This window comes from Aliiroseovarius sp., from assembly GCF_030148435.1.
Classification (GTDB): Bacteria; Pseudomonadota; Alphaproteobacteria; order Rhodobacterales; family Rhodobacteraceae; genus JASBTN01.
The window spans coordinates 16,967-42,144 of record NZ_JASBTN010000051.1 but is presented as its reverse complement, the minus strand read 5'-3'; the positions used below and the strand labels follow the sequence as shown (position 1 = coordinate 42,144).

The window sequence follows — 25,178 nt, the reverse complement described above, 5'->3', positions numbered from 1 at the left end:
GTTCACACTCGCGGCCAGGCCCGGCTTGTTCTGGGTAAACAGCACCACGGTCGGCCTGGTCTGTTCCGGGTTCGGGAAGACGAAATCACGGTCGGCGGGCGCGCCATGGGTGATCTGCAGATAGACCAGCCCCTCGGTGATGTCATTGTCGGCGACCAGCTTGTGGTGCACCTCCAGCAGATCGTCCTTGGAAATCGGGTTCGGCATGTCCAGCTCGTTCAACGAGCGTTCCAGCCGCACCGCATGGCCGTCGAAGTCGATCAGCTTGCCGTCCAGCACCGAGGTCACTTCGTAGACACCATCGGCAAACAGGAAGCCGCGGTCGAAGATCGAGACCTTCGCGTCCTCTTCCGGCAGGTATTCTCCGTTTACGTAAACGATGCGGCTCATGTCGGTTCCTTTCCTGTGTGACGCCCGGGCTCGGGCATAGTCGGGTTTCGGGCGCCAATCAACCACGAGGCCACCGGCAGTAAAAGTTAAGCGAAGGCACCAACCTTCTGCGTTGACCCGCGCGGGGCTTTGCGGCTTGCTGGCCGCAGTGACAAAGGAGCGCCCAATGACATCCACCAATTCCGCCCTGATCATGCTGGCCGCGGGCATCGGCATTCCGGTCCTGGCCGCCCTGAACGCGGCGCTGGGGCAGCGGTTGGGCTCGCCGGTGGGGGCGGGGGTGGTCCTGTTTTTGGTCGCGCTGGCCACGACCGGCGTTGTGTTCCTTTTCTCCGGCGCGTCCCTGAAGGGCGCCCTGTCGGCGCCCCCGCACCTGTTCCTGGCGGGCACGCTGGTGGCCTTCTACGTGCTGACGATCACCTGGGTGGCGCCCACGTTCGGCGTCGGCAACGCGGTGTTCTTCGTGCTGATCGGCCAGTTGATCTCGGCCGCGATCATCGACCATTACGGGCTGTTCGGTGCGTCCCAGCATCCGCTGACATTGGCACGCGCGGGTGGCATCGGGGTGATGGCGGCCGGCGTGTTCCTGACCCAGGTCGCCGGACGGGCTTGACCCGCCGACCTCATCCCCAGAGCGCCGCCGTCGGCGGATGCACCCCGGCCTCGTCGAACAGAAGCGGCCGGTCACGATCCTCGGCCAGCAGAAGCGGCCCGTCCAGATCCGTCACCACCGCGCCCTGCGCGACCAGCGTGGCCGGCGCCATGGCAAGCGACGAGCCGACCATGCAGCCGACCATGACCTCATAGCCCTCGGCCAGGGCGGCGGCCTTCAGCGCCAGCGCCTCGGTCAGACCGCCGGTCTTGTCGAGCTTGATATTGACCACGTCATACTTGCCGCGCAGCCCGGGCAGGCTGGCGCGATCATGCGCGCTTTCGTCGGCGCAAACGGGCACCGGGCGCTCCATGCCGATCAGCGCCTCATCCTCACCGGCCGGCAAGGGCTGTTCCACCAGCCCCACCCCCAGCCGCACCAGATGCGGGGCCAGGTCGGCATAGACCCCGGCCGACCAGCCCTCGTTCGCGTCGATGATGATGCGCGACTTCGGCGCGCCTGCCCGCACGGCCTCCAGACGCGGCATGTCATCGGGCGTGCCCAGCTTGATCTTCAACAGGGGGCGATGGGCGTGTTTCGCTGCCTGTGCCTGCATCTCGGCGGGCTCGGCCAGCGACAGCGTATAGGCGGTGATCTCCGGCCCCGGCGCCTTCAGCCCGGCCAGCTCCCAGACCCGCTTGCCCGTGCGTTTGGCCTCCAGATCCCACAGCGCACAGTCCACCGCGTTGCGCGCGGCGCCCGCGGGCAGAAGGTCAAACAGCGCCTGACGGGTCACGTCGCCGGGCAGCGACAGGATCTCCTCTGTCACAGAATCCAGCGTTTCGTTATATCGGGCATAGGGCACGCATTCGCCCCAGCCCTCGTGGGCGCCATCCGAAATGCGCACGGTCAGCACCTTCGCCTCGGTCCGCGACCCGCGCGAAATTGTAAAGACCTGCGCCAGTTTGAACGTGTCGGGTGTTACCGTAATACGCACGGCGCTCTCCTCTTTATCTTGCCGGAAATATCCCGGGGGTTTGGGGGCAGAGCCCCCAATCCGCCCTTTCAGATCACACCGCCGCCAGCGCGTCCACCAGCTTGCCCGCGCCAAAGCGGAACGGGTCGGTGGCGGGAATGCCCATGTCAGCCTCGACCTTGGCCAGATAGGCTGCGGCATCCTCTTCGGACATGTGCTGGGTGTTGACCGAGACACCGACCACCTGGCAGGCCGGGTTCGCGACCCTGGCAAGCATCAGCGCCATGTCGCGCAGCTCTTCCAGCGTGGGCTGCTGGTATTCGGGCAGGCCGCGCATGTGCTCGCGGGTAGGTTCGTGCGACAGGATCAGCGCGTCGGGCTGACCGCCGTGGATCAGCGCCATGGTCACGCCGGAATAGGAGACGTGGAACAGGCTGCCCTGCCCCTCGATCAGATCCCAGTGATCGTCGTCATTGTCCGGGGAGATATACTCCACCGACCCGGCCATGAAATCGGCGATCACCGCGTCCAGCGGCACACCGTCGCCGGTGATCAGGATGCCGGTCTGGCCGGTGGCGCGGAAGGTCGACTTCATGCCCCGCGCGCGCATTTCCTTGTCCATCGCCAGCGCCGTGTACATCTTGCCGACCGAACAGTCGGTCCCCACGGCCAGGCAGCGTTTGCCGCTGCGTTTCTTGCCGTTCGCGATCGGATAATCGACCTCGGGAATGCGCACGTCATGCAGCTCCTGGCCGGTGGCCTCGGCCACCGCGACCAGATCGGGTTCATCCCGCAGAAGGTTGTGCAGCCCGGAGGCCAGATCGAACCCTTCCTCCAGCGCCATGACCAGTACCTTCTTCCACGCTTGCGAGATCATCCCCCCGCGGTTGGCCACGCCGATGACCAGCGTCTTGGCACCTGCGGCCTTGGCCTCCTGCAGGCTCATGTCGGTCAGGCCCAGGTCGGCCTTGCAGCCCTCCATGCGGAACTGGCCAACGGCATTTTCCGGGCGCCAGTCCTTGATGCCCTGGGCCACTTTCGCGGCGAGTTGGTCGGGCGCGTCGCCCAGAAACAGCAGGTAGGGGGTCTTGATCATGGCGGCCTCCAGGCGGGTCGAGTGGGTGATTTGGTCTGTAAGAAGAGTTGACCCATTGATAGGGCCCGGCCGCTCCACGATCCGACGAAATGCTGCGTCAATCCGTCAGGCGAATGGGAATTTCTTCGTCATATTGCCAACAGGACGCAAGATTCTTCACTCCTCGCGAGATTCTTCGTCAGATACCCACGCTTCGGCCTGTATGACGCCGGGTTGTGGCGCGACGCCCCCGCCCCAGGCCTGCAGCGTGCCGGTGTCTTCGGGCGCCTCTTCGCGCACCCGGCGGGCGAAGGCGACCAGGGCGACGCCGACCGAGCAGACCAGCAGAAGCGCCGGCAGGCCGCGCCCCCCGCCCAGGGCCACCACGTTGGGGCCGATGAGCGTGCCGGCCACCTGACCCAGGTTCAGAAGAAACAGCATCGCACCTGCCGCCGCCACCACCTGCCCCGGTTTCAGCTGGTCATTGGCATGGGCCGCGCAGAGCGAATAGATCGGCAGCCCGGTCGCCGCGATCACCGCAAAGCCCAGAGTGACCCGGGCGGGCGAGGTGTCGACCAGCATCCACAGACTCGCAAGCGCCGACAGCACGCTCAGCCCCAGAATCACGTTTCGCCGGTCGGTCCGGTCAGACAGCCAGCCAACCGGATATTGCACCGCCGCACCCGCCAGCATCGCCGCCACCAGCATCCCCGAGGCCTGCGCCTCGCTCAGGCCGAGAGACAGGCCGTAAAGCGGCAGGGTGATGAACCAGGCCACCACCCCGACGGAGCTGATCAGGATACCGATCACCGCCATGGGCGAGGTACGATAGAGCCGGCGCACCGGCATTCGGTCGGGCACCTCATAGTCGGGTGCCTTGTTGTTCGACAACAGCAGCGGCACGATCGACAGGGAGATCAGGATCGACACCAGGCCGAACAGCATGTTTCCGGTGGGATCAGGCAGCGCCACCAATGCCGTGCCCAGCGCCGGCCCCGCCTGCCAGATGATGAAATAGATCGACAGCACCTGCGCGCGGATGCGGTTCGAGGATTTGGCATTCAACCAGCTTTCGGTGATCACATACATGCCCGGATAACAGAAACCGGACAGGAGCCGCATCCCTCCCCAGATCCAGGCGTCCGAGGTCAGCAGGTGCAGGATCGCCGCAATCGAGACCAGGGAGGCCAGCGCCGAGAAAGCCCGGATATGCCCAACCCTTTCAACCAGCCGTGGTGCCATCGCCGTGCCCAGAAGCGCGCCCGCCGGGTAACAGGCCTGCATGAGCGAAATGGTGAGGTCCGAAAAACCCAACCCCGCGCCCCGCACGGTCAGAAGCGTGACCAGCAGCCCATTGGCCACCATCAGCAAGGTCATGCCCAGAAACAGGGCCCAATTGTCCAGAAATGCGCCTTTCATGTTTCCCGGCTACGGCGGGAAACGGCCCAGCGCGCTTCCGTTTCCGACCAGGAGGTCGCTTCCGGACCATGCGAAAGCCTTCTGCGACGCGGCGTTTTCCTTTCGCGGGCGCAGAATCTCCTTGCGACCGAGCGCGCAATTTAATATCGCAGGGCGCAACGCAAACGGAATTTTCTTGCCAGGAGAGCCCATGTCCTTCCGCATCCAACCCACCGCCCCGGCCCACCCGAACCGCTGCCAACTGTTCGGCCCGGCCTCGAACACGAAACTCTTTGCCAAGATGGCCGCCTCGGCCGCGGATGTGATCAACATCGACCTCGAGGACTCGGTGGCGCCGTCCGACAAGGACATGGCGCGGGCCAATGCGATCGAGGCGATCAATACCGTGGACTGGGGCAAGAAGACCCTGTCGGTGCGGATCAACGGGCTGGACACGCCTTACTGGTACCGTGACGTGGTGGACCTGATGGAGCAGGCCGGCGACCGGCTGGACCAGATCATGATCCCGAAAGTGGGCTGCGCCGAGGACATCTATGCGGTCGACGCCCTGGTTACTGCGATTGAACGCGCCAAGGGCCGCAGCAAGCCGATCAGCTTCGAGGTTATCATCGAATCGGCCGCCGGGATCGCCCATGTGGAAGAGATCGCCGCCGCCAGCCCGCGCATGGCCGCCATGTCGCTGGGCGCCGCCGACTTTGCCGCCTCGATGGGCATGCAGACCACCGGTATCGGCGGTACGCAGGAAAACTACTACATGCTGCGTGACGGCGAGAAACACTGGTCCGACCCCTGGCACTGGGCCCAGGCCGCCATCGTCGCCGCCTGCCGCACCCATGGCGTGCTGCCGGTGGACGGTCCGTTCGGCGATTTCTCGGATGACGAGGGCTATATCGCGCAGGCGAAACGCTCCGCCACCCTGGGCATGGTCGGCAAATGGGCGATCCACCCGAAACAGATCGCGCTGGCCAACGAGGTCTTTACCCCGTCGGACGAAGCCGTCACCGAAGCCCGCGAAATCCTCGCCGCGATGGAACAGGCCAAGGCGAACGGCGAAGGGGCCACCGTCTACAAGGGCCGTCTGGTGGATATTGCCTCGATCAAACAGGCCGAAGTGATCGTCGCCCAGGCCGAGCTGATCGCGAACAGCTGAGCGCGGGCACCTCCGCTCACATTACGGCACCGCCCCAACGGGCGGTGCGCATCAAGCGCCGCGAATGCGACACCGCTCAGCTGCGCTTGATCAGGACCAGCCCCGACGCGACGATCACCAGGCTGCCCGCCAGCGTCCAGAGGTCGGGGCGTTCGCCAAACACCGCCACCGCCAGCCCCATCGCGATGATCAGGCGCGAATAACGGAAGGGCGCAACGACGCTGATCTCTCCGGTCCGCATGGCCTTGGTCAACGCGTTATAGGCAAAGACACCGACGGCCATGATTGCGGCCAGAACCGCCCCGTCGCGTCCGGTCGGCATCACCACCCCGCCCGAGACCGCAAGGATCACCGCGCCCGAAATGGCCAGCATGGCAAAGCCCAGCACCCCCAGTTGCAGGTTCGACATCCCCGGTGGCGCGGCGCGCGAGCCCAGGTCGCGCCCGGCAAAGCCCAGCGTGGCGATCACCGCCAGAACCGACAGGGCCTCGAACCCGTCCAGCCCCGGACGCAGGATCATCAGCACCCCGACGAAACCCACCACGATGGCCGACCAGCGCCGCCAGCCAACCCGTTCGCCGAAGAACAGCACCGCGCCCAGCGCCACCACCAATGGCGTGGCCTGCAGGATCGCCGAGGCCGAACTGAGCGGGGTGAGGGTGATTGCCAGCGCAAAGAACAGCCGTCCCACCACCTCGGAGACCGAGCGCGCCACCATGGCAGGCGAGCGCATCGCCGGGTGCCAGAGCCCCTGCCCCGCCCGCACGGCAAGAGCGGCAAAAACCACCATGCCCCCGAGACCGAAGATCAGCACGACCTGCCCCACCGGCATGTTCTGCGCCGCCAGTTTGATCAGCATGTCCTCGACCGCGAAACCCGCCATGGCCGCTACCATCCAGGCCGCGCCCTTCAGGTTGTCCTGCATCTTGTCCATTCGCGGCACCTCCGGCCCCTTTCTTGGGGGCTGGGGGACCGGCTGTCAAAACGGAACTTCTGCCGGGTCGGTTCAGAAGATTTGCGCGGGGGATTGGGGTCAGGGGCAGGCCGGGGTCAGAGCCCCGACTTCGCCGCCAGGGCCGGACCGGACCACATCGACTGTGACGTGGCGACGATGCCGAGGCAAAGCGCGAAGAGCACCAGCAGCGCGGCGATGCTCAGTGCACGTGGCGGGCGGGGATCGGGACGGGTGGACATGGCGGGCTCCTGTGCGGTGGCGACAGGGGTGATACGCCTGCGCCTCGACATTCCGTCGCATCCTGCCGTCACATCCGGCCATCGCAGGCAACGAGTTGCATTGACCCGCAGTCAGGTCCATATATCGGCGCAGGACAAATGCCGGAGTGCCCCATGACCAACTACCTCGAGTTCGAAAAACCCCTGGCCGAGATCGAAGGCAAGGCGGAGGAGCTGCGCGCCCTTGCCCGGGCGAACGAGGAAATGGACGTGGAGGCGGAGGCCTCGGCGCTGGACAAGAAGGCCGAGACGCTGCTGTCCGAGCTCTACACGGACATGACCGCCTGGCGCAAATGCCAGGTCGCGCGCCACCCGGACCGGCCGCATTGCCGCGATTATATCGAGGCACTGTTCGACGAATACACCCCGCTGGCGGGTGACAGGAACTTTGCCGATGACCATGCGGTGATGGGCGGCCTGGCCCGGATCGGTGACATACCTGTGGTGGTGATGGGCCAGGAGAAGGGCCATGACACCAAGTCGCGCATCGAACGCAATTTCGGCATGGCACGCCCGGAAGGCTATCGTAAAGCCATTCGCCTGATGGACCTGGCCGACCGTTTCGGCCTGCCGATCGTGGCGCTGGTCGACACGCCCGGCGCCTATCCCGGCAAGGGCGCCGAGGAACGTGGCCAGTCCGAGGCGATTGCGCGGGCGACCGAACGCAGCCTGAACGTGAAGAGCCCGGTGGTCTCGGTGATCATCGGCGAGGGTGGCTCGGGCGGCGCCGTGGCGCTGGCGACCGCAAACACGGTGATGATGCTGGAGCATTCGATTTATTCGGTAATCAGCCCGGAGGGGTGCGCCTCGATTCTGTGGAAGGACGCGGAAAAGATGCGTGAAGCCGCCGAGGCGCTGCGCCTGACCGCGCAGGACCTGAAGGAGCTGGGCGTGATCGACCGGATCATCACCGAACCCGTAGGCGGCGCGCAACGGGGCCGGGACGAGACCATCGCCGCCGTGGGCCGCGCGCTGGAGGTCGAGCTGAAGGCGCTGATGAAACAGGCCAAGGGCGACGCCCTGCTGAAGGCGCGGCGCGAGAAGTTTCTGAAGATGGGCTCCAAAGGTCTGGCCGCGTAACCAGAAGGTGCGGCTGCGCCGCGCCTGTTGCCTCGGCTGCGCCTCGGAGTGGGGCGTTGCCCCGTCCCGGGTTCCCCGGGACTCCCCAGGATATTTTCAGCAAGATAAAGAGGGTGGACCTGACGCTTGTGCGGTCTACCACATGGATTTGGCCGCGCGGGCGGGCCAGTCCGCATCGTAGGCCTTGCCGTCGAATTCCCCCGAAGTGGCCTCGTGCAGCATGTCTCCGACGCTGGGCAGGCCGTCCGCATCGTCGCGGGACCAGAGGTCGGCACGCATGACCGCGCGGGCGCATTGGCTGTAAATTTCGTCGATCCGGATCACGATCACGGTACGGGGCTGGTTTCCGTTGCGCGCGAAGCGGGCGCGCAGGTCTGCGTCGTCGGTCAGCCGGGCTTGCCCGTTCAGGCGCATCACGTTGTTCGATCCCGGCACCATGAACATGAGCGAGACACGCGGGTCGCGGAGAATATTGCGCAGGCTGTCGATGCGATTGTTGCCGCGCCAGTCGGGCAGCGCAAGGTGTTTGTCGTCGAGCTCCAGCACCACCGGGCCATCGTCGCCGCGCGGGCTGGCGTCGGTGCCCTCGGGCCCCACCGTCGAGAGGATGCAGAAGCGGCTGGCCATGATCCAGCGACGGGTGCAGGGTGTCAGGCGCCCGACCACCTTGGCCAGGCTCGCCTCGCCCGGGGAGCCGTAGAGCGCTTCGAGCGCGTCAGGTGTTTTCAGGTAGTTCAAGGCCGGCCTCCTGCATCAGACGGTTGGAATTCGTTTCTACCGCCTCTTCCATTTCGGCCATGAAGGCGTCGAGCCCAAGTCCGGGTTCGATGGCGGGCAGGAACTCAACAACCGCAAGGCCGGGGTGGCGCATGACGCCGTGGCGCTTCCAGAACACGCCCACATTGGTGGCGGCGGGCACGCAGGGGCGGTCGGTTTCGGTGTAGAGCACACCGGCGCCGATCTTGTACTTCTTCTGCGCCCCGGCCGCGACCCGGGTGCCCTGGGGAAAGATGATCAGCTGGCCAAAGGCGGAGGCCCCGGATTTCACATCCGCGACCATCTTCTTGATCGCCTGGCCACGCTTGCCGCGATCCACCGGGATGCAGCCCAGCCGTTTGCCATAGAAGCCGACGAAGGGGGTCCAGAGGATTTCCTTCTTCATGATGAATTTCGGCTCGGGCACGGCGCTGACGATAATGATGATGTCAAAGAAGCTCTGGTGTTTCGAGGCGACGATGGCTTCGAAATCGGGCACCTCGCCACGAATTTCCGACTTGAGCCCGACCATCCAGCCCGCGGTCCAGCGCACCCAGTTACAGTAGCTGTGCACGGCCCTGAAAACCCAGCGGCGGCTTATGAAAGTGAGGGGGGCGAAGGCCAGGGCCATCAGTGCCATGGCCAGATACATCTGGAAATTGAAGGCCAGGGACCGGACCCATTGCACGGTGGTTCGCATCAGCTGCGCTCCTTCAAGGTGGTGATGGCGGCATTGCGGGTGGCGGCAAAGGCGACCACGGCGGCGAGTGGCGGGATGGTCAGCGGCCAGAGCCAGTGCAGCCCCCGGAAGCCAAGCCCGGTCAGGAAGCCGCCCGCCGCATCCGCCGCGGGGAGAGCGGCCACCGCGCCCATGCCCAGAAGCGTGCCGACGCCGGCACCGGCCAGGGCCCGCAGCGTATAGCGACGCACGAAGGCGCGGGCGATATAGGCGTCGCGGGCGCCGACAAGGCGCAGCACGCGGATGACCTGGGCATTGGCGTTGAGCGCGGCGGAGGCGGCAAGGGTGATCATCACGCCGGTGGTCGCGGCAATCAGCAGGATCGACAGCAGGCCCAGGGCGCGCAGGCGTCTGGCCGCGTTCACCAGCGGTTCGCGCCAGCGTGCGTGGTCATCCAGCACCGCGCCCGGCGCCTCGCCTGCAAGACGTGCGCGCAGGCCGTCGGCATCGTAGCCCTCGGCGTCTTCGATCACCTCGATCAGGCGCGGGATCGGCAGGGTGTCGAACGGCAGGTCCGGGCCGAACCAGGGTTCGAGCAAGGCGGCCTGTTCCTCGTCCGACAGCGGGCGGGCGTCCTTCACGCCGGGAGTCGTGACCAGCACCTCCATCACCGCGAGGACCTGTGCGTCGAGCTGCTCTTCGGGGGCCGACACGCGAATGGTCGAGCTCTTGCCCAGCTCCGCCCCCCAGCGATCGGCCAGACGCCCGGTGGCGAGCGACAGGGCAAGCGCAAAGACGGTCAGGAAGGCCATGGCCGCGGCCGCAAAGACGGTCAGGCGGGCGGTGAAACCCGTGGGTGGCACCACACGGTCAGCCTGGGCGTCACCGCCGAGGAAATGCAGGGTTTTCGACAGCATTGTCTTCACAGATCCGCCCCCGCCGAATGCAGCCGTTGATTGGAAATGCGCAGCACACGTGCCTGCACCTGCGCCTTGGCCGAGCGGATCAGATGCATGTCATGGGTGGCGATCAGCACCGTCTTGCCCATCCGGTTCAGCTCGACCAGCAGGGTCAGAAGGCGCAGCGACATCTCCCAGTCCACATTGCCGGTGGGTTCGTCGGCCAGGATCACCTCGGGCGACATGATGACGGCGCGGGCAAGGGCCGCGCGCTGACGTTCGCCGCCGGACAGCTCGGGCGGATGGGCGCCTGCCTGCGCGTCGAGCCCGACCCATTTCAGAAGTTCCGACAGCTCTCCCGTGTCCACGGCCCGTCCGGATACGGTGAGCGGCAGCGCCACGTTTTCGGCCAGGCTCATGTGGTCGAGAAACTGACAATCCTGATGCACCACCCCCACCCGCCGGCGGATCATCGCCACATCGTCGCGTGTCATGGCGCCCGCATCCTGGCCGAACAGGCGCACCGCACCGTGGGTGGCAATCAGTTCGCCATAGCAGAGTTTCATCAGCGTGGTCTTGCCCGCACCGCTCGGTCCGGTCAGGAAATGGAACGACCCCGGCGCCAGGGTCAGCGACAGCCCGGTCAGAAGCGTGCCGCTGCCATAGCCGTAGGAAACATCGTCAAGCTCGATCAAATTGGGCCTCGGTCGCGGAGTTTTCGGACGGTCTTGGGACCGTTTTGCCTCACCTTACCTCCTGTTTCAATGCACCCATTGCAAAGGTTTGATTTTCCACCTGTTTGACCTCATACTCGGGACAAAATATTGGTGAGGCAAGCCACACAGGCAACGAAACGGGGGCAGAGATGCGACTTGTTTGCCCGAATTGCGGGGCACAGTACGAAGTTGACGACCGGGTTATTCCCGAAACCGGGCGCGATGTGCAATGTTCGAACTGCGGCTTTGGCTGGTTCCAGAGGCATCCCGATCAGGACGCGGAACTGGCTGAGGAGCTGGGGACGCCGCTGCCTGAGGCCGAGCCCGAGGCTCAAACGGTCGCCGAGCAGACCCCGGAACCGGACCCGGACAGCGCTCCTGACCCCGTGCCGGAACCGGACTTCGAACCGGTGTCAGAACCGGAACCTGAAACGGAGCCGGAGCTGCGCCCCGCCCCGTCCCCGCAAGGGCTGGACGACGGGGTGCGCGACATCCTGCGACAGGAAGCCGAATTCGAGATGGAACAGCGCGCCCACGATCATGGGCAGCTGGAAAGCCAGCCGGAGCTGGGGCTGGACGAGATCGACCCGGAAGAGGCCCGCCGCCGCACCGTGCAGGAACGCATGGCCCGCCTGCGCGGGCTTGACGAGATGCCTGACGAGGCGGATGAGGACAGCGGCGCGCGGCGCGATCTTCTGCCGGATATCGAAGAAATCAGCTCGAGCCTGGATGGCGACGATGTCGATCCGGGCAACCTGCCGCCGGACGCCACCGTTGCCCCGGCCAGACGGGGTGGGTTCCGACGCGGCTTTTTGATGATGCTGCTGCTGGCCGCCATCATTGCGCTGCTCTATGTCTACGCGCCGAAACTGGCCGAGACGGTGCCGGGATCCGGCCCCTACCTTGAAGCCTATGTCGCCCTGATCGACCAGGCGCGCGCGGCGCTGGACACGTTGCTGCAGGGCGCGATCGACAAGATGCAGGGCCCGGGTGAGAGCTAAGCCCCGGTACGACCAGGCGAATTGACCCGCCCGGCTGCCGCCGCGCGGGTTTTTTCAAGAATTCTGCATCGCCTTTGGTGGGAGAATCCGCCCTGTCCGACCACGGTCAGAACTGATCCAGCAGGCGTTTCAGGTAGTCCAGTTCGAGCTCCGGGCGGTCCCCTTCGCCACTGCGGCGGCGGATGTCTTCCATCAGCTCCTGGGCACGGCGGTAAACGTCTTCGCCGTCAGCAAGCGGACCCTGGTCGGCGGTCATGCCGCCCGCGCCGGCCTCGCGGCCCAGAGGGTCATTGCGCCGTGCGCCCGGTTCGCCGGCCGCCGTGCCCTGCTGACCCTGGCGGGCCGCCTGCTCCCGGCGCATGGCATCTTCAAGGTTGCGCATGCCTTCACGCATCGCCTCCATTGCCTCGGCCTGGCGGTCCAGCGCCTCGTTGAATTCCCCCTCGCGCAGCGCCTCTTCGGCGCCGTCCATGGCGTCCCCGGCACGGCCCAGAGCGTCGCGCGCCGCCTGGCCTTCCTCGGTGCCCGCGCCGGGCAGGCCGCGTCTTTGCGCCTCCAGTTGATCGCGCAGCTGACCCTGCCGTCCCGCCAGATCGCCCTGCTGGCCATCCTCGCCATCCGAGCCTTCGCCCTCGCCGCCTTCACCGCTGTGAGCCTGGCCGCGGCCCTGGCCCCCATCGCGGCCCTCGTTGTCGCTGCTTTCCCCGGCCGAAGAGGACGCGCCACCCTGTTCCTGCAGGTCGCGGAAGGCCTCGTCCGACAGGCCCTGCTGGTCGCGTAGCGTTTCCTGCAACCCCTGCATCGCCTGTTCGCCGGGGCTTTGCCCCTGGCCGGGCTGGCCCTGTGTGGCCTGCATGTTCTCCATCAGCTGGCGCAGCATCTCCAGCGCGGCCATTGCCTCGTCCATGCGGCCCTGGCGCATCAGTTCCTCGATCTCGGCCATCATGTCGGCCAGATCCTGCGGCGTCATCGTCATCATGTTGTCGCCCATCGGCGGCTGTTCGCCCTGGGGCGCCTGCTGGGCCAATTGGTTCATATAGTCGCGCATCGCTTCGCGCAGCTCGTCCATCAGCTCGGCCAGCTCCTCGGGCGACGCGCCCTGTCGCATGGCCTCGGCCAGTCGCTCCTGCGCGCGCTGAAGGCGGGCCAGCGCGTCGCCCAGGCTGCCCTCCTCGATCGCCACGGCCATGTCCCAGAGCACCCGGGCCATGCGGTCGCGGGCCTCGCCGGTCAGTTCAGGCGCCAGCGCCGATTCAAGCTCACGGATCGCCAGGCCCAGCTTCAGGTAGGGGCCTGCGCCGGGAAACAGGTCCTCATCCGCGTTATGGGCGACGGCACGCAGCACCTGGGCCACGCGGGGCCCGTTGGCACGGGTCCAGAGCAGGTCGCGGCGCTGTTCGATCAGCACCTGCGCCAGCGGGGTCAGGAAGCGGCGGCCGGGCAGAAGGATCTCATGCACCTGCGACTGCGCCACCTGCCCGGCGGCATCCTCGACAATGAGCTGCATTGTGACCGGCATCTCGGCCCAGGGGTGTTGCATGAAATTCTCGTGCAGCACCTCTTCGATCAGGGCGCGGTCGCCGCGGAATGGCATCGGCAGATCGACCACGATGGGATCGCGGGGTTCAGGGTCGGCGGCAAGGCCGTGGCGGCGGTCAAGCGCGCCCGCGTCCAGGGTAAACTCGGCCCGCCCCGCCACCACGCCGTAATCGTCAGTGGCGACAAAGGCCTGGCTCATGGTGCCGTCCAGCGCGCGTTCCATCGGGCCGCCGGGGCGCACCGCCGGGGGAACATCGCCAATCGCGGTTATGCGCCAGCGGCGGCCGCCGGGGCCAGTGACTTCGATCTGGCCGTTCCGGGTGATTTCGAAGGGGAGCCCCGCCTCGATCGGGGCCTCGGCCACGTCCTGCGTCAGGCCCAGAACACCTTGCTGGCCATAGAGCCGCAGGGTGACGCGGCTGCCTGTTGGCACCGCGAGCGGGCCGGCGGGTTGATCGTTCAGGTAGAGGCTCGGCTTGCCGGTATAGGCGGGCGGCTCGATCCAGCCCTCCCAACTGGCCGTGAGAGCGGCCTGGGCGGCGGGGCCGGTGGGCAGGGTGACGTCCACGACGCGCGAGAGCGAGCCGAACCCGGCCACCATGATCGCGGCAATGAGCACGACGAAGCGCAGGGCATAGGGATCGGCCCGCGCGACACGCAGGTCCGGTTCGACCGCGCGCGCACCGGACAGGCGGGCTTCCATCCGGGCCTGATGGGCGGCCCAGATCGCCTGCGAGCCCGCATCCGCGCGGCCGATGGCCTGCTGATCCAGAAGGGCGGCGATGGGCTGTCCCGGCAGGGCCGCGTCGATCCGCGCCAGAACCTCGGGCCGCGTGGGCCAGGCAAAGCGGCGCACTCCGCGGGCAAAGGCAGCAAGGGCGACCGCTCCTGCGGCCATGGCGACCCAGAACGGGGGGATCAGCGCATTCAGTGCCCCGGAACCCAGCAGCGCCAGCGCACCCAGAAGCACCGTGGCCAACGGCCAGAAGGCGCGCCACAGGCGCTCCACCGCCATCCCTGTCGCCGTCAGACGCAGGGGCCATGCGAGCCGCCGGGCGGCGTCAGCTGGCAGGGTGGGACGCGACATGTGCCTCCATCACGGTATTACAACCATGCGGGGATGGTATCGCGTTCCAGCATTTCTTCATAGGTGGGACGTTCGCGAATGACAGCGAATTGATCCCCCATCACCAGCACTTCGGGGATCAGCGGGCGCGAGTTGTACTCGGACGCCATTACCGCGCCGTAGGCGCCCGCCGAACGGAAGGCGACCAGATCGCCCGCCTTCAGAGGGGCCATGTCGCGCGCCTTGGCGAAAGTATCGCCGGTCTCGCAGATCGGGCCAACAATGTCATAACGCGCCTGATCGACGCCCGGTTCGGGTTCCACCACCGGCACGATGTCATGATGCGCCTCATACATGGCCGGGCGGACCAGATCGTTCATCGCACTGTCGACAATGAGGAAATCGCGCCCCTCGCCTTCCTTCACATAGATCACACCAGTGACCATGATGCCGGCATTGCCGGAAATGAGCCGGCCCGGTTCGATCTCGATCTCGCAGCCCAGGTCGCCCACGGTCTCGCGGATCACCTGACCGTATTCGATCGGCAGCGGCGGCGCATCATTGGAGCGTTCATAGGGAATGCCAAGCCCGCCACCAAGGTCGAGGCGGCGGATGTCATGTCCGTCGGCCCGCAGCTCGCGGGTCAGCTCGGCCACCTTGGTATAGGCCTGACGGAAGGGCTCCAGATCGGTCAGCTGACTGCCGATATGCACGTCGATACCCACCGCATCCAGCCCCGGCAGAGCGGCGATCTCGGCATAGACCTCGCGGGCGCGGGAGATCGGGATGCCGAATTTGTTCTCGCTCTTGCCGGTGGCGATCTTGGCATGGGTCCTGGCGTCCACATCCGGGTTCACGCGCACGGTGACGGGGGCGGTGACGCCCATCTCTGTCGCGACTTCGGACAGGGCGCGCATCTCGGGCTCGCTTTCCAGATTGAACTGGCGAATGCCCTGGCTCAGCACCAGGCGCATTTCCTCACGGGTCTTGCCGACCCCGGAAAAGACGATGCGGTCGCCGGGCACACCGGCGGCAATGGCGCGGCGGTATTCGCCCCCGGATACCACATCCATGCCCGCGCCCATCTCGCCCAGCAGTTTCAGCACGGCGAGGTTGGAATTCGACTTCACCGCGAAACAGACCAGATGCTCCATGCCCGACAGCGCCTCGGTGAACAGGCCGAAATGGCGTTCCAGCGTGGCGGTCGAATAGACATAGAAGGGCGTGCCGACCTGGGCAGCGATATCGGTCAGCGAAACATCCTCGGCATGCAGGATGCCGTCGCGGTAGAGGAAATGGTCCATGGGGGGCGGGCCTTTGTCGTCTTGTGGTTCAACGCGCTATAGCAGAGCGCCGAAGGATTTCAATAAACGATAAGGGCCACGCCCGGCCCTGGGTGGGCGTTTCGGGACGGTTTCGTGATGCAGGTCGACGCAAGAGGCTCCAACGCCAGTGTTCGTTGAAACGATGCAAGACGCCCTCCCGTGGGGAGGGTCGGGCGTGGCCCGGCCTGCGGCCGTGCCCAACAGTCATCTTCGCTGACGCTTGATGGGAATTAAACAGGTCGCGTCCTGAGAAACAGATACAGCGGCAGCCCGAAGCTCACCCCGATGAACAGGGTCGCGGGGATGGCCCAGAGCGCGGACCAGTTCCTGCGCACCCAGGTTTCCGCCCCGATCCAGAGCGTGAGCGTCACCCCGGCAATCAGCAGATCCCAGGCCGCTGCCTTGCCCGCCGGGTTGACCCGCCAGGCCTCGATCAGACCCGGAACGCTCCAGCCCTGGGTGGTGAAATGCTCGACCAGGTACAGGCCGGGCAGCACCGCGCCCGCGAGGGCCAGGACCAGATAGGCAACCCTCAGCGGCGACATGTTACTGGCCTGCTTCAGCGGTGGGCGGGATCGGTTCACCATCCGCGCCGCAGGCCGCCAGCGCCAGGAAGGACAGGATCAGGACGGCACGGATCATTTCAGCGCCTCCTGCCAGCGGGCCACCTGCTTGCGCACTTCGGACGGCGCGGTGCCGCCGTAGCTGGTGCGCGAGGCGACCGAGTTGTGAACGCCGAGCACGCCGAAGACCTCATCGGTGATGGCGGCGTGCACCGACTGCATGTCGGCGAGGCTCAGGTCGGGCAGGTCGCAGCCCTTCGCTTCCGCCATGGCGACCAGGGATCCGGTCACGTGATGGGCGTCGCGGAACGGCATGTTCAGCGCGCGCACCAGCCAGTCGGCAAGGTCCGTGGCGGTCGAGAACCCGGACGAGGCCGCGGCCTCCAGGCTTTCGGTATTGGCCTGCATGTCGGACACCATGCCGGTCATGGCGGCGAGCGCCAGCATCAGCGAATCGGCGGCGTCGAAGACCTGTTCCTTGTCCTCCTGCATGTCCTTGGAATAGGCCAGCGGCAGGCCCTTCATCACGGTCATCAGGCCCACGTTGGCGCCCATGATCCGGCCGACCTTGGCGCGGATCAGCTCGGCGGCGTCGGGGTTCTTTTTCTGCGGCATGATCGACGACCCGGTCGAGAAACGGTCCGACAGGGCGACGAACCGGAACTGGGCCGAGGACCAGACCACCAGCTCTTCGGCGAAACGCGACAGGTGCATGGCGCAGATCGAGGCGGCGCCCAGGAATTCCAGCGCGAAATCGCGATCCGATACGGCGTCGAGACTGTTGGCGGCGGGGCGGTCGAAGCCCAGTGCGCTTGCGGTCATGTGGCGGTCGATAGGGAACCCCGTCCCGGCCAGCGCGGCGGCGCCCAGGGGGCTTTCGTTCATGCGCTTGCGGGCGTCCTGGAAACGCGACATGTCACGGCCGAACATCTCGACATAGGCCATCATGTGATGGCCCCAGGTCACGGGCTGGGCGGTCTGCAGATGGGTAAAGCCGGGCATGACCCAGTCGGCCCCGGCCTCGGCCTGCGACAACAGGGCGCGGATCAGCGCCTCGAGCCCGGAAATGGCCGCATCGAGCTGATCGCGGACCCACAATTTGAAGTCGGTGGCCACCTGATCATTGCGCGAACGTCCTGTGTGCAAACGGCCTGCGGGCTCTCCGATCACCTCCTTCAGGCGCGCCTCCACATTCATGTGGATGTCTTCCAGAGCGGTGGAAAAGGCGAAGTTGCCGCTATCGATCTCTGACAAGACCGTGAGAAGCCCTTCACGGATCGCTTCCGCATCGGTATCAGTGATAATGCCCTGGGCGGCCAGCATGGCCGCATGGGCGCGCGAGCCTTCGATGTCCTGTCTGGCCATGCGCTTGTCGAACCCGATCGAGGCGTTGATCGCTTCCATGATCGCATCGGGTCCGGCGGCGAAACGGCCGCCCCACATCGCGTTGGACGGGGCGTTTGCGGCTTGTTTGGTGTCAGTCATGGCGTTTCTTTCGGAGGTCACATGTCGTTCATTCGTTCCGTTCTGCTTTATACGGCGCTGGTGCTGGGTGCAAATGCTGCGGTGGCCGAGAGCGACACCCTGCAAGCCCTGCGCGAGGGTTCGATGCAGAAACTGCGCTTTCATTCGACGCCGAAACCGGCAAGCACAGCCGTGTTTACCGATCCCGAGGGCGGCGAACACAGGCTGGCCGAGTATCGGGGCCAGGTCGTGGTGGTGAACTTCTGGGCCACCTGGTGTGCCCCCTGCCGCAAGGAAATGCCCGCGCTGGACGCGCTGCAACGGGAACTGGGCGGCGAGGATTTCCAGGTCGTGACCATCGCCACCGGGCGCAACAAGCTGCCCGCGATCCGCGCCTTCTTTGACGAGGCCGGGGTCTCGGCCCTGCCGATCCTGCTGGATCCGCGTCAGAAGCTGGCGCGTGACATGGGGGTTCTGGGCCTGCCCGCCACGGTGCTGCTGAACCGCGAAGGGGAGGAAGTCGCGCGAATGGTCGGCGATGCGGATTGGAACTCGGACAGCGCCAAGGCGATCCTGCGGTCGCTGATGGCGATGGCGCCCGCCGGGGGCTGAGTTTTCGCCGATCGTGGGCTCCCGCCCCGGGGCCATTGCACCAACGATGCGTGTCCCGCGTTGGGCGTGGCAATTTCTCCGGTCAAAACTGCAAGGGGCCAGCCCCCAGCAAGGCGACAGACCGCCCCTCTTGACCGGGCGGCCCCGCCGGGTTCACCACGCGCCCGGGAGAAAGGCGCGTGGTGGGAGGTAACTGGCGGTCACTTCAGCAAGGCGCCCACGGCCTGGCGTTTCTCACCTTCGCTGTCGCCTGAGTGGATGGCGTTCAGAATTGTGCGTACCTGGATTTCCGACAAGGTCTCGACGGCAACGCCGTTGGGCACGTAGTTGCTGATCGCGTTCAGGTCGGCCGAGGAGACCGAAGCAGCCTGGGCGGCGCCCGCCAGGGTGACGACGGCAAGGGCGGAGGTGGCGATGATGCGTTTCATTTCAGAGTTCCTTTTTGTGTGGGTCACATGACCCGTGGGAGTGTGGTTTGCGTTGGGCTGTCTGCCCGACACCAGACAAACTAGGCACGCCGATTTCGGTTTCAAACTCACAGGCAGTTCGCGATTTTGCACAGGATTGTGCACTTGAAAAACGGCTTTTCGGACAGGGGGTTGTGCCTCTGTGCACAGTCTGTGTGCGCCTCAGGCAGGGCTGGATTTCCGCAGGTTTTCGGACTGCCGGACGGGGCGCGAAAGGGGGGGCGAACACCGGTCAAAAAAATCGTTCACAAAGAATTTTTCGGGCAAGGAAGGCGAAATTTTTTGCAGCGCGCTTCGTCCCGTGTGCGTGGATGCGGGAAAAAACGGGCGTTTGGATCACGCAATTCCCTGCTCACGGCGGGCGGGCCGGCTTCGCCCCCTGTCCCCGAAACGCGATCTTGCCTAAGCTGCGCGCAATGAAGGAGGCCGAGCCATGTGGGTAGACAGGCGGCAGTTGATCGTGGGCAGCCTGGCGGGGGCCGGGTTGGCCCTGGCCGATCCGCTCTGGGCACAGGCGGGGTTCGACGCCTGGCTTGTCGGCTTTCGCAGCCGCGCGCGCAAGGCTGGGCTGCGCCGGGCCACGCTGGACAGAGCCCTGGCCGACGCGCGCTACCTTCCCAAGGTGATCGACCTGGACCGGCGTCAGGCAGAGGTGGCCAAACCGATGCAGGACTACCTGGCCTCGGCGGCGTCGGCGGCGCGGATCAGGGGCGGGCAGCGCGCACTGCGCAACCACGCGCAGACGCTGAGACGGATTGAAAACCGCACCGGCGTGCCCGGTGCGCTCGTGGTGGCGATCTGGGGCATGGAGAGCAGTTTCGGCGGGTTTCGCGGCGCGCAGCCCGTCATTTCGGTCCTGGCCACGCTGGCCTTCGACGGGCGCCGCGCGGGACGGTTCGAGGACGAGCTGATCGCGGCCCTGAAAATCATCCAGCAGGGTCAGGCCACGGCCAGCCAGATGATCGGCAGCCATGCGGGCGCGATGGGGCATACCCAGTTCATGCCCTCGACCTACCTGGCCCATGCGGTGGATGGCACGGGCGACGGGTCGCGCGACATCTGGGGCGAGGATCCGCGCGACGCCCTGGCCTCGACGGCGGCCTACCTGAAGGCGCTGGGGTGGCAGAAGGGCCAGCCCTGGGGTGTCGAAGTGTCCCTGCCGGACGGGTTCGACCCGGGGCTCACGGGCCGGGTTCTGAAACGCAGCCGGAAGGACTGGACCGGGTTGGGCCTGCGCCTGGCCGGTGGCGGGGCGCTGCCGGATCACGGCAAGGGCGGGGTCATCCTGCCCGCCGGACCACGCGGACCGGCCTTCCTGATCTGGGAGAATTTCCAGGTTCTGAAGGGATACAACTATGCCGACAGCTACGTGATCGGGGCCGGGCACCTGTCGGACCGCATTGCCGGGGGCGGGCCGATCCGGTCCGGCTTTCCCGACAGGCCCTGGGGCATGACCACCGACCAGCGCATGGAGCTGCAACGCCACCTGAACGCGGCCGGTTTCAACGCGGGCAATCCGGACGGGGTGATCGGCGAGAAGGGCCGCGCGGCGATCCGCGCCTATGAGGCGAGCCGGGGCCTGCGCGAAACCGGGGTGCCGACCCTGGCGCTGCTCGACGCCTTGAAATAGCCGGGCGTCAACGCAGGCGCAGCATCAGGCTGCCCAAGGCCATGACACCTGCGCCACCGGCCAGACCCAGGGTGGCCGGGAAACCGATCAGTTCGACCAGCACACCAAGGGCCCCTGCCCCGGCCGCGGCCGCGCCGATGCCGACCATGGCCCAGAGGCTCATCACCCGGCCGCGCAGGTCGTCGTCCAGCCCCATCTGCACCGTGGTCTGCATCGAAATGCCCGACACCGAACTGGCGAACCCAAGCCCGGTGACGATGGCCAGGGTCAGCGCCCAGCTGCCGGACTGCCCCATCAGCATGACCGCGCCCATGCCAATGAGCGTGAGCGTCAGGGCCCAACGCGGCAGTTGCCCCTCGGTCTGGGCCGGGGTCAGCGCCTTGATGAAGCCCGCTGCCAGCGCTCCTGCCCCGGCACAGGCGGTCAGAACGCCCAGCCCGGCGGGGCCTTTCGAGAAGATGCCATCGGCCACCACCGGCAGGATTTCCAGCGCGCCACGAATGACGAAGGCGAAAATGCCGGTGGCCAGGATCGCGTCGCGAATATGTGGCTCCCGGGCGGCGTGGCGGATGCCGTCCGCAAGCGACCGGAGGAAGGGTGGTTTCTGTCCCCGGCGGGTCTTTTCACGCGGTCGCAATGCGCTCAGCGCCCCTAGAAACGGCAGGTAGCACAGCACCTGCAGGATCATCACCGTGCCGATCCCCCAGGTCGCGATAATCCACCCCGCCAGCGCCGGGCCGGTCAGCCGCGCCATGTTGAAATTGATCGCCACCAGCGCCACCACCGACGGCACCGCAGGCGGCGGGACCAGGCGCGGCGCAAGCGACATGCGCACCGGGTTGTGGGCGGAGGCAACGACGCCATGGGCAAAGGAGATCACGGCCAGCAGAGGCGGCGAGATCACTCCGAAAACCCAGGACAAAAGCAGCAGGCTGGACAGCAGAAGCATCGAACCCTGCGTGGCAAGCGCGGCCAGCTTGACGCGCACCCGGTCCACCAGCACGCCGAAGAAGGGTCCGGTGATCATCGAAGGCGCAAAGCTGAGGAAGGCCACCAGCCCCACGAAACTGGGCGCGCCGGTCATCTCCCAGGCCAGCCAGCCCACCGTCAGCCGCTGCATCCACAGCCCATTGAGGGCAAAGGCATTGCCCAGGAAATAGAGCCGGAAATCGCGGTGTTTGAGCGCGGTGATGTTCATGTGTCGGGTCGGGCCGAAATGAAAAGGGCCGGTTCCCCGGCCCCATTCGATCAGTCGCTTTCGATCATGTCGACGCCGAGGTGTTTGGCGACAGTAAAGATGTCCTTGTCGCCGCGCCCGCACATGTTCATGCAGATGATGTGATCGGCGGGCAGTTCCGGCGCGATCTTCATGACATGGGCCAGCGCGTGGGAGGGTTCGAGCGCCGGGATGATGCCCTCGGTGGTGCAGCAGAGCTGGAACGCCTCAAGCGCCTCCGTATCGGTGATCGCGACATATTCGGCGCGGCCGATCTCATGCAGCCAGGAATGCTCCGGCCCGATGCCGGGATAGTCCAGACCGGCTGAAATCGAGTGGCCTTCGAGGATCTGCCCGTCTTCGTCCTGCAACAGGTAGGTGCGGTTGCCGTGCAGCACGCCGGGGCGACCGCCGGTCAGCGAGGCGCAGTGCTCCATCTTCATGTTGACGCCCTTGCCGCCGGCCTCTACCCCGATGATGCGCACGCTTTCATCGTCCAGGAACGGAAAGAACAGACCCATGGCGTTCGACCCGCCGCCGATCGCGGCGATCACCGTGTCGGGCAGCCGGTCCTCGGCGGACAGCATCTGCGCCTACGGTTCCTGGCCCATTATCTCCTGGCAATCGCGCACAATGGCCGGGTACGGGTGCGGGCCCGCAACCGTACCGATGCAGTAGAACGTGTCGCGCACGTTCGTTACCCAGTCGCGCAGCGCGTCGTTCATCGCGTCCTTCAGCGTGCCGCGACCGCTGGTTACGGGAATGACCTCGGCCCCCAGCAGCTTCTTGCGGAACACGTTCGGCGCCTGACGTTCCCCGTCATGGGCGCCCATGTAGACGATGCATTTCAAACCGAACTTGGCACAGACCGTTGCGGTGGCCACGCCATGCTGGCCCGCGCCGGTCTCGGCGATGATGCGGGTCTTGCCCATGCGACGCGCCAGAAGGATCTGGCCCAGCACATTGTTGATCTTGTGCGCGCCGGTGTGGTTCAGCTCGTCGCGCTTGAGGTATATCTTCGCCCCACCCAGTTGCCTGGTCAGCCCCTCGGCGAAATAGAGCGGCGAGGGACGGCCCACGTAATGGGTCCAGAGGTCATCCATCTCGGCCCAGAAACTGTCGTCGGTCTTGGCCTTTTCGTATTCCGCCTCGAGATCCAGGATCAGCGGCATCAGGGTTTCGGATACAAACCGCCCGCCGAAATCGCCGAACCGGCCTTTTTCGTCGGGGCCGTTCATGAAGGAGTTGAAAAGGTCGTTCATCGCTTGTCCTCGCAGCCAAGGGGCCATTGGGGCCTGTGGGCCGGACGGTTCTGCCCCGTTTCCGCCAGCCTGTAAAGGCCCCGCGCGGGACTGTTCGGGGTCAGTCGTTCAGGAAGCCCGGGCAGACCACCCGGGTAAAGGCGCCGATACAGGTCCGCTTGCCCCTGCCCGGCAGATCGGCCTCGATCCGGGCGTAGAACAGCTCGTCCTCATAGTCCACGCGCAGGACCTGGCGCAGGAGGTCGACACAGGCGGCCTGGTTCACCCGACACAGACCCAGCGCGATCTGCGCTGCCGGGTCATTGGGATCAAGCCCCGCACCGCGGTCGATCTCGGCCGCGATTCGTTCGCGCAACATACGGTCGACATCCGCCCCTGAAGGTTTGGTGACAAAGGCGCCGGCCAGCGTCAGGGCCAGGACAACCAGCATGAATCGCATCATGGGAACCCCGGATCGGATAGGGGCATCGCCGGGGCGGCGCGGGCTCGGCGTGGCGGTGTCATCGCGCAGCCTGTGCCGCCGCCACGAACCGCGCGATCAGATCGGCGTCCTTTTCACCCGGCGCGCTTTCCACGCCTGAACTCACATCGACCTGCCGCGCGCCGGTGCGCCGGATCGCCTCGGCCACGTTGTCGGGGGTGAGCCCGCCGGCCAGCATCCAGGGACAGGGCCAGTATTTGCGCGCCACGAGGGTCCAGTCGAAGGCCAGCCCGTTGCCGCCGGGCAGTACCGCGCCCTTCGGCGCCTTGGCGTCGACCAGCACCTGGTCGGCAACCGCCGCGTAGGTGTCGATCGCGGCCACGTCCGCAGGTTCCGCAACGCCCACCGCCTTCATTACCGGCAGGCCGTAGCGCGCCTTGACCTCGGCCACGCGTTCCGGGCTCTCGCGCCCGTGCAGCTGCAACATGTCGAAGGGCACCTTCGCGGTGATCTCGTCCAACGTGGCGTCATCCGCGTCGACGGTCAGCGCGACCTTGGCCACGCCCATCGGCACGTCGAGCGCAAGGGCCGCCGCCTGTTCCACCGTCACATGGCGCGGGCTTTTCGCAAAGAACACGAAACCGACATAGCGCGCACCGGCCCCGGCCGCGGCCGCGACATGGTCCGGGCGGGTCAACCCGCAGATCTTGACTGAAACATCCGCCATGAGCGGGGTTTACCGCGCTTCCTCGAGAAGCGCCAGAACATCGTCACCGGTCTTGCTCTCGGGCGTCTTGATTGCCTTGACCTCGCGCTCCAGCTGCGCGGCGGACCGCTTGGCCCGCGCGCCTTCCGCGCGGTGCTTGTGTTCGCGCAGCCATTCCCAGACAAAGCCGATCAGCACGCCGGCAATGATCGCGCCGAAGATGATGATGAACAGCGGCAGGGTGATCGTCCAGGAAAAGCCCAGGAACCCTGTCAGCCCCTCGGGCAGCAGCTGAAGCGTCACCGCCCCGCGATTGGCCAGAGCGACCGTAATCAGACAGACCGCCAGGGCGGCCAGGAAAGCATAACGGATGTAACGCATGGAATGCCTCTTACGACTTGCCGTTCAGACGATCCCGCAGAAGCTTGCCGGTCTTGAAGAAGGGCACGTGTTTCTCTTCGACCTGGACCGACTCGCCGGTGCGCGGGTTGCGCCCGATACGAGCATCGCGCTTCTTGACTGAAAAGGCGCCAAATCCGCGCAGCTCGACCCGATCACCGCGGGCCATCGCTTCGATGACTTCGTCGAAAATCGTATTCACGATACGCTCGACGTCCCGCTGGTAGAGATGCGGGTTCTCGTCCGCGATCTTCTGAATCAGTTCCGACCGGATCATCCCATTCCCCCCATTCGACCTGTTTCGGCGCCTTCTGGACAACACGCCGTTCCGCTCAACTATAGGGGCATAATTTCGACCGTGAAACTGTGGCGGATGGGAAAGTTCCGTTTTTTTTCGCCCAAAGTGCTGTTTTTTCTGCGCAAATGGGCGGGATGCTGCCGGGGGTCGACCTTTTGACCGCCTCTGCAGGCAGGCGATGCCGGACCGGAACACCCATTGATTCGGCACGTAAAAACGGCCCCGCGCGACGCACGGGGCCGTT

Annotated in this window: 26 protein-coding genes and 1 pseudogene; 6 read left to right on the top strand and 21 right to left on the bottom strand. The window is 66.1% G+C overall.

The window, feature by feature from the left end; genetic code table 11:
* A partial coding sequence (locus tag Q1V43_RS09370; protein ID WP_300516909.1) for an aminotransferase class IV occupies positions 1-390 on the bottom strand: 390 nt, incomplete at its 3' end.
* Positions 391-556: 166 nt separating this feature from the next.
* Between Q1V43_RS09370 and Q1V43_RS09365 the strand changes: the two genes are divergently transcribed.
* Positions 557-1,003 (top strand): DMT family transporter, encoded by a 447-nt coding sequence (locus Q1V43_RS09365; RefSeq protein WP_300516907.1) that lies wholly within the window; start codon positions 557-559, stop codon positions 1,001-1,003.
* A gap of 10 nt (positions 1,004-1,013) precedes the next feature.
* Here the strand turns inward: Q1V43_RS09365 and dgcA are convergent, their stop codons facing one another.
* The 3 genes from dgcA to Q1V43_RS09350 form a co-directional block, all read right to left on the bottom strand.
* Positions 1,014-1,979 carry an N-acetyl-D-Glu racemase DgcA gene (dgcA, locus tag Q1V43_RS09360; RefSeq protein WP_300516904.1) on the bottom strand — a complete coding sequence of 322 codons (966 nt, stop codon included), beginning with the start codon at positions 1,977-1,979 and terminating at the stop codon, positions 1,014-1,016.
* Positions 1,980-2,052: 73 nt separating this feature from the next.
* Positions 2,053-3,054 carry an N-acetyltransferase DgcN gene (dgcN, locus tag Q1V43_RS09355; RefSeq protein ID WP_300516901.1) on the bottom strand — a complete coding sequence of 334 codons (1,002 nt, stop codon included), beginning with the start codon at positions 3,052-3,054 and terminating at the stop codon, positions 2,053-2,055.
* A gap of 156 nt (positions 3,055-3,210) precedes the next feature.
* The gene (locus Q1V43_RS09350; RefSeq protein WP_300516898.1) at positions 3,211-4,452 is read right to left on the bottom strand and encodes an MFS transporter; all 1,242 of its coding nucleotides are present in this window, start codon (positions 4,450-4,452) and stop codon (positions 3,211-3,213) included.
* Between the two features lie 190 nt (positions 4,453-4,642).
* Here Q1V43_RS09350 and Q1V43_RS09345 point away from each other — a divergent pair, with 190 nt between their 5' ends.
* Positions 4,643-5,602: an L-malyl-CoA/beta-methylmalyl-CoA lyase gene (locus Q1V43_RS09345; protein ID WP_300516895.1), complete on the top strand. Its 960-nt coding sequence runs from the start codon at positions 4,643-4,645 to the stop codon at positions 5,600-5,602.
* 76 nt (positions 5,603-5,678) lie between these two features.
* Here the strand turns inward: Q1V43_RS09345 and Q1V43_RS09340 are convergent, their stop codons facing one another.
* Both Q1V43_RS09340 and Q1V43_RS09335 read right to left on the bottom strand, forming a co-directional pair.
* Positions 5,679-6,536 carry a DMT family transporter gene (locus Q1V43_RS09340; protein ID WP_300516892.1) on the bottom strand — a complete coding sequence of 286 codons (858 nt, stop codon included), beginning with the start codon at positions 6,534-6,536 and terminating at the stop codon, positions 5,679-5,681.
* Between the two features lie 116 nt (positions 6,537-6,652).
* On the bottom strand, positions 6,653-6,847 hold the full coding sequence (locus tag Q1V43_RS09335; protein ID WP_300516890.1) for a hypothetical protein: 195 nt from the start codon (positions 6,845-6,847) through the stop codon (positions 6,653-6,655).
* A 102-nt stretch (positions 6,848-6,949) separates the two neighbouring features.
* On the opposite strand from Q1V43_RS09335, the gene Q1V43_RS09330 reads away from it, so the two are divergent.
* The gene (locus Q1V43_RS09330; RefSeq protein ID WP_300516887.1) at positions 6,950-7,915 is read left to right on the top strand and encodes an acetyl-CoA carboxylase carboxyltransferase subunit alpha; all 966 of its coding nucleotides are present in this window, start codon (positions 6,950-6,952) and stop codon (positions 7,913-7,915) included.
* Positions 7,916-8,050: 135 nt separating this feature from the next.
* On the opposite strand, the gene Q1V43_RS09325 is transcribed toward Q1V43_RS09330, so the two are convergent.
* Genes Q1V43_RS09325 through Q1V43_RS09310 form a run of 4 tightly spaced genes read right to left on the bottom strand, consistent with a single transcriptional unit; the run spans position 8,051 to position 10,944 of the window.
* Positions 8,051-8,653 (bottom strand): pyridoxamine 5'-phosphate oxidase family protein, encoded by a 603-nt coding sequence (locus Q1V43_RS09325; RefSeq protein WP_300516884.1) that lies wholly within the window; start codon positions 8,651-8,653, stop codon positions 8,051-8,053.
* Positions 8,631-9,371 carry a lysophospholipid acyltransferase family protein gene (locus tag Q1V43_RS09320; RefSeq protein ID WP_300516881.1) on the bottom strand — a complete coding sequence of 247 codons (741 nt, stop codon included), beginning with the start codon at positions 9,369-9,371 and terminating at the stop codon, positions 8,631-8,633. Before Q1V43_RS09320 ends, Q1V43_RS09325 begins: the two co-directional genes overlap by 23 nt.
* On the bottom strand, positions 9,371-10,267 hold the full coding sequence (locus tag Q1V43_RS09315) for an FtsX-like permease family protein (protein WP_300516911.1): 897 nt from the start codon (positions 10,265-10,267) through the stop codon (positions 9,371-9,373). The genes Q1V43_RS09320 and Q1V43_RS09315 overlap by 1 nt, the downstream gene beginning before the upstream one ends.
* Positions 10,268-10,272: 5 nt before the next feature.
* Complete coding sequence (locus Q1V43_RS09310) at positions 10,273-10,944, bottom strand: ATP-binding cassette domain-containing protein (RefSeq protein WP_300516878.1); 672 nt, start codon at positions 10,942-10,944, stop codon at positions 10,273-10,275.
* A gap of 170 nt (positions 10,945-11,114) precedes the next feature.
* Between Q1V43_RS09310 and Q1V43_RS09305 the strand changes: the two genes are divergently transcribed.
* On the top strand, positions 11,115-11,966 hold the full coding sequence (locus tag Q1V43_RS09305; protein ID WP_300516876.1) for a zinc-ribbon domain-containing protein: 852 nt from the start codon (positions 11,115-11,117) through the stop codon (positions 11,964-11,966).
* Positions 11,967-12,072: 106 nt separating this feature from the next.
* Here Q1V43_RS09305 and Q1V43_RS09300 read toward each other — a convergent pair whose 3' ends face one another.
* The 4 genes from Q1V43_RS09300 to argH form a co-directional block, all read right to left on the bottom strand.
* The gene (locus Q1V43_RS09300; protein ID WP_300516873.1) at positions 12,073-14,592 is read right to left on the bottom strand and encodes a DUF4175 domain-containing protein; all 2,520 of its coding nucleotides are present in this window, start codon (positions 14,590-14,592) and stop codon (positions 12,073-12,075) included.
* 17 nt (positions 14,593-14,609) lie between these two features.
* Positions 14,610-15,875, bottom strand: a complete 1,266-nt coding sequence (gene lysA / locus Q1V43_RS09295) for a diaminopimelate decarboxylase (protein ID WP_300516870.1) — start codon at positions 15,873-15,875, stop codon at positions 14,610-14,612.
* A gap of 251 nt (positions 15,876-16,126) precedes the next feature.
* Positions 16,127-16,441, bottom strand: coding sequence for a DUF2834 domain-containing protein (locus Q1V43_RS09290; RefSeq protein WP_300516868.1), 315 nt, complete (start codon positions 16,439-16,441; stop codon positions 16,127-16,129).
* A 93-nt stretch (positions 16,442-16,534) separates the two neighbouring features.
* Positions 16,535-17,944, bottom strand: a complete 1,410-nt coding sequence (gene argH / locus Q1V43_RS09285) for an argininosuccinate lyase (protein ID WP_300516866.1) — start codon at positions 17,942-17,944, stop codon at positions 16,535-16,537.
* A gap of 21 nt (positions 17,945-17,965) precedes the next feature.
* Here argH and Q1V43_RS09280 point away from each other — a divergent pair, with 21 nt between their 5' ends.
* Positions 17,966-18,535, top strand: coding sequence for a TlpA disulfide reductase family protein (locus tag Q1V43_RS09280; RefSeq protein ID WP_300516864.1), 570 nt, complete (start codon positions 17,966-17,968; stop codon positions 18,533-18,535).
* A 200-nt stretch (positions 18,536-18,735) separates the two neighbouring features.
* On the opposite strand, the gene Q1V43_RS09275 is transcribed toward Q1V43_RS09280, so the two are convergent.
* Positions 18,736-18,963, bottom strand: coding sequence for a hypothetical protein (locus Q1V43_RS09275; RefSeq protein WP_300516862.1), 228 nt, complete (start codon positions 18,961-18,963; stop codon positions 18,736-18,738).
* A gap of 472 nt (positions 18,964-19,435) precedes the next feature.
* On the opposite strand from Q1V43_RS09275, the gene Q1V43_RS09270 reads away from it, so the two are divergent.
* Positions 19,436-20,632, top strand: coding sequence for a lytic murein transglycosylase (locus tag Q1V43_RS09270; protein WP_300516861.1), 1,197 nt, complete (start codon positions 19,436-19,438; stop codon positions 20,630-20,632).
* A 7-nt stretch (positions 20,633-20,639) separates the two neighbouring features.
* Here Q1V43_RS09270 and Q1V43_RS09265 read toward each other — a convergent pair whose 3' ends face one another.
* The 6 genes and pseudogenes from Q1V43_RS09265 to ihfB form a co-directional block, all read right to left on the bottom strand.
* Positions 20,640-21,830 (bottom strand): MFS transporter, encoded by a 1,191-nt coding sequence (locus Q1V43_RS09265; RefSeq protein ID WP_300516859.1) that lies wholly within the window; start codon positions 21,828-21,830, stop codon positions 20,640-20,642.
* 50 nt (positions 21,831-21,880) lie between these two features.
* A pseudogene (gene trpB / locus Q1V43_RS09260) lies at positions 21,881-23,110 on the bottom strand (tryptophan synthase subunit beta).
* Between the two features lie 100 nt (positions 23,111-23,210).
* Positions 23,211-23,552, bottom strand: coding sequence for a hypothetical protein (locus Q1V43_RS09255; protein ID WP_300516857.1), 342 nt, complete (start codon positions 23,550-23,552; stop codon positions 23,211-23,213).
* A gap of 58 nt (positions 23,553-23,610) precedes the next feature.
* Entirely contained in the window at positions 23,611-24,258 is a 648-nt protein-coding gene (locus Q1V43_RS09250; RefSeq protein WP_300516855.1) for a phosphoribosylanthranilate isomerase, read from the bottom strand.
* 9 nt (positions 24,259-24,267) lie between these two features.
* Complete coding sequence (locus Q1V43_RS09245; RefSeq protein WP_300516853.1) at positions 24,268-24,618, bottom strand: lipopolysaccharide assembly protein LapA domain-containing protein; 351 nt, start codon at positions 24,616-24,618, stop codon at positions 24,268-24,270.
* Positions 24,619-24,628: 10 nt separating this feature from the next.
* Complete coding sequence (gene ihfB / locus Q1V43_RS09240) at positions 24,629-24,913, bottom strand: integration host factor subunit beta (protein ID WP_300516851.1); 285 nt, start codon at positions 24,911-24,913, stop codon at positions 24,629-24,631.
* Between the last annotated feature and the right edge of the window lie 265 nt (positions 24,914-25,178).

Coding starts and splice junctions, on each gene's coding strand:
- Q1V43_RS09255 (WP_300516857.1), bottom strand. CDS start 23,552: ATGATGCGATTCATGCTGGTTGTCCTGGCCCTGACGCTGGCCGGCGCC.
- Q1V43_RS09330 (WP_300516887.1), top strand. CDS start 6,950: ATGACCAACTACCTCGAGTTCGAAAAACCCCTGGCCGAGATCGAAGGC.
- Q1V43_RS09290 (WP_300516868.1), bottom strand. CDS start 16,441: ATGTCGCCGCTGAGGGTTGCCTATCTGGTCCTGGCCCTCGCGGGCGCG.
- Q1V43_RS09280 (WP_300516864.1), top strand. CDS start 17,966: ATGTCGTTCATTCGTTCCGTTCTGCTTTATACGGCGCTGGTGCTGGGT.
- Q1V43_RS09315 (WP_300516911.1), bottom strand. CDS start 10,267: ATGCTGTCGAAAACCCTGCATTTCCTCGGCGGTGACGCCCAGGCTGAC.
- Q1V43_RS09300 (WP_300516873.1), bottom strand. CDS start 14,592: ATGTCGCGTCCCACCCTGCCAGCTGACGCCGCCCGGCGGCTCGCATGG.
- Q1V43_RS09345 (WP_300516895.1), top strand. CDS start 4,643: ATGTCCTTCCGCATCCAACCCACCGCCCCGGCCCACCCGAACCGCTGC.
- Q1V43_RS09335 (WP_300516890.1), bottom strand. CDS start 6,847: ATGTCGAGGCGCAGGCGTATCACCCCTGTCGCCACCGCACAGGAGCCC.
- Q1V43_RS09250 (WP_300516855.1), bottom strand. CDS start 24,258: ATGGCGGATGTTTCAGTCAAGATCTGCGGGTTGACCCGCCCGGACCAT.
- Q1V43_RS09305 (WP_300516876.1), top strand. CDS start 11,115: ATGCGACTTGTTTGCCCGAATTGCGGGGCACAGTACGAAGTTGACGAC.
- Q1V43_RS09350 (WP_300516898.1), bottom strand. CDS start 4,452: ATGAAAGGCGCATTTCTGGACAATTGGGCCCTGTTTCTGGGCATGACC.
- lysA (WP_300516870.1), bottom strand. CDS start 15,875: ATGGACCATTTCCTCTACCGCGACGGCATCCTGCATGCCGAGGATGTT.
- Q1V43_RS09340 (WP_300516892.1), bottom strand. CDS start 6,536: ATGGACAAGATGCAGGACAACCTGAAGGGCGCGGCCTGGATGGTAGCG.
- Q1V43_RS09275 (WP_300516862.1), bottom strand. CDS start 18,963: ATGAAACGCATCATCGCCACCTCCGCCCTTGCCGTCGTCACCCTGGCG.
- Q1V43_RS09270 (WP_300516861.1), top strand. CDS start 19,436: ATGTGGGTAGACAGGCGGCAGTTGATCGTGGGCAGCCTGGCGGGGGCC.
- argH (WP_300516866.1), bottom strand. CDS start 17,944: ATGACTGACACCAAACAAGCCGCAAACGCCCCGTCCAACGCGATGTGG.
- dgcN (WP_300516901.1), bottom strand. CDS start 3,054: ATGATCAAGACCCCCTACCTGCTGTTTCTGGGCGACGCGCCCGACCAA.
- Q1V43_RS09365 (WP_300516907.1), top strand. CDS start 557: ATGACATCCACCAATTCCGCCCTGATCATGCTGGCCGCGGGCATCGGC.
- ihfB (WP_300516851.1), bottom strand. CDS start 24,913: ATGATCCGGTCGGAACTGATTCAGAAGATCGCGGACGAGAACCCGCAT.
- Q1V43_RS09265 (WP_300516859.1), bottom strand. CDS start 21,830: ATGAACATCACCGCGCTCAAACACCGCGATTTCCGGCTCTATTTCCTG.
- Q1V43_RS09245 (WP_300516853.1), bottom strand. CDS start 24,618: ATGCGTTACATCCGTTATGCTTTCCTGGCCGCCCTGGCGGTCTGTCTG.
- Q1V43_RS09320 (WP_300516881.1), bottom strand. CDS start 9,371: ATGCGAACCACCGTGCAATGGGTCCGGTCCCTGGCCTTCAATTTCCAG.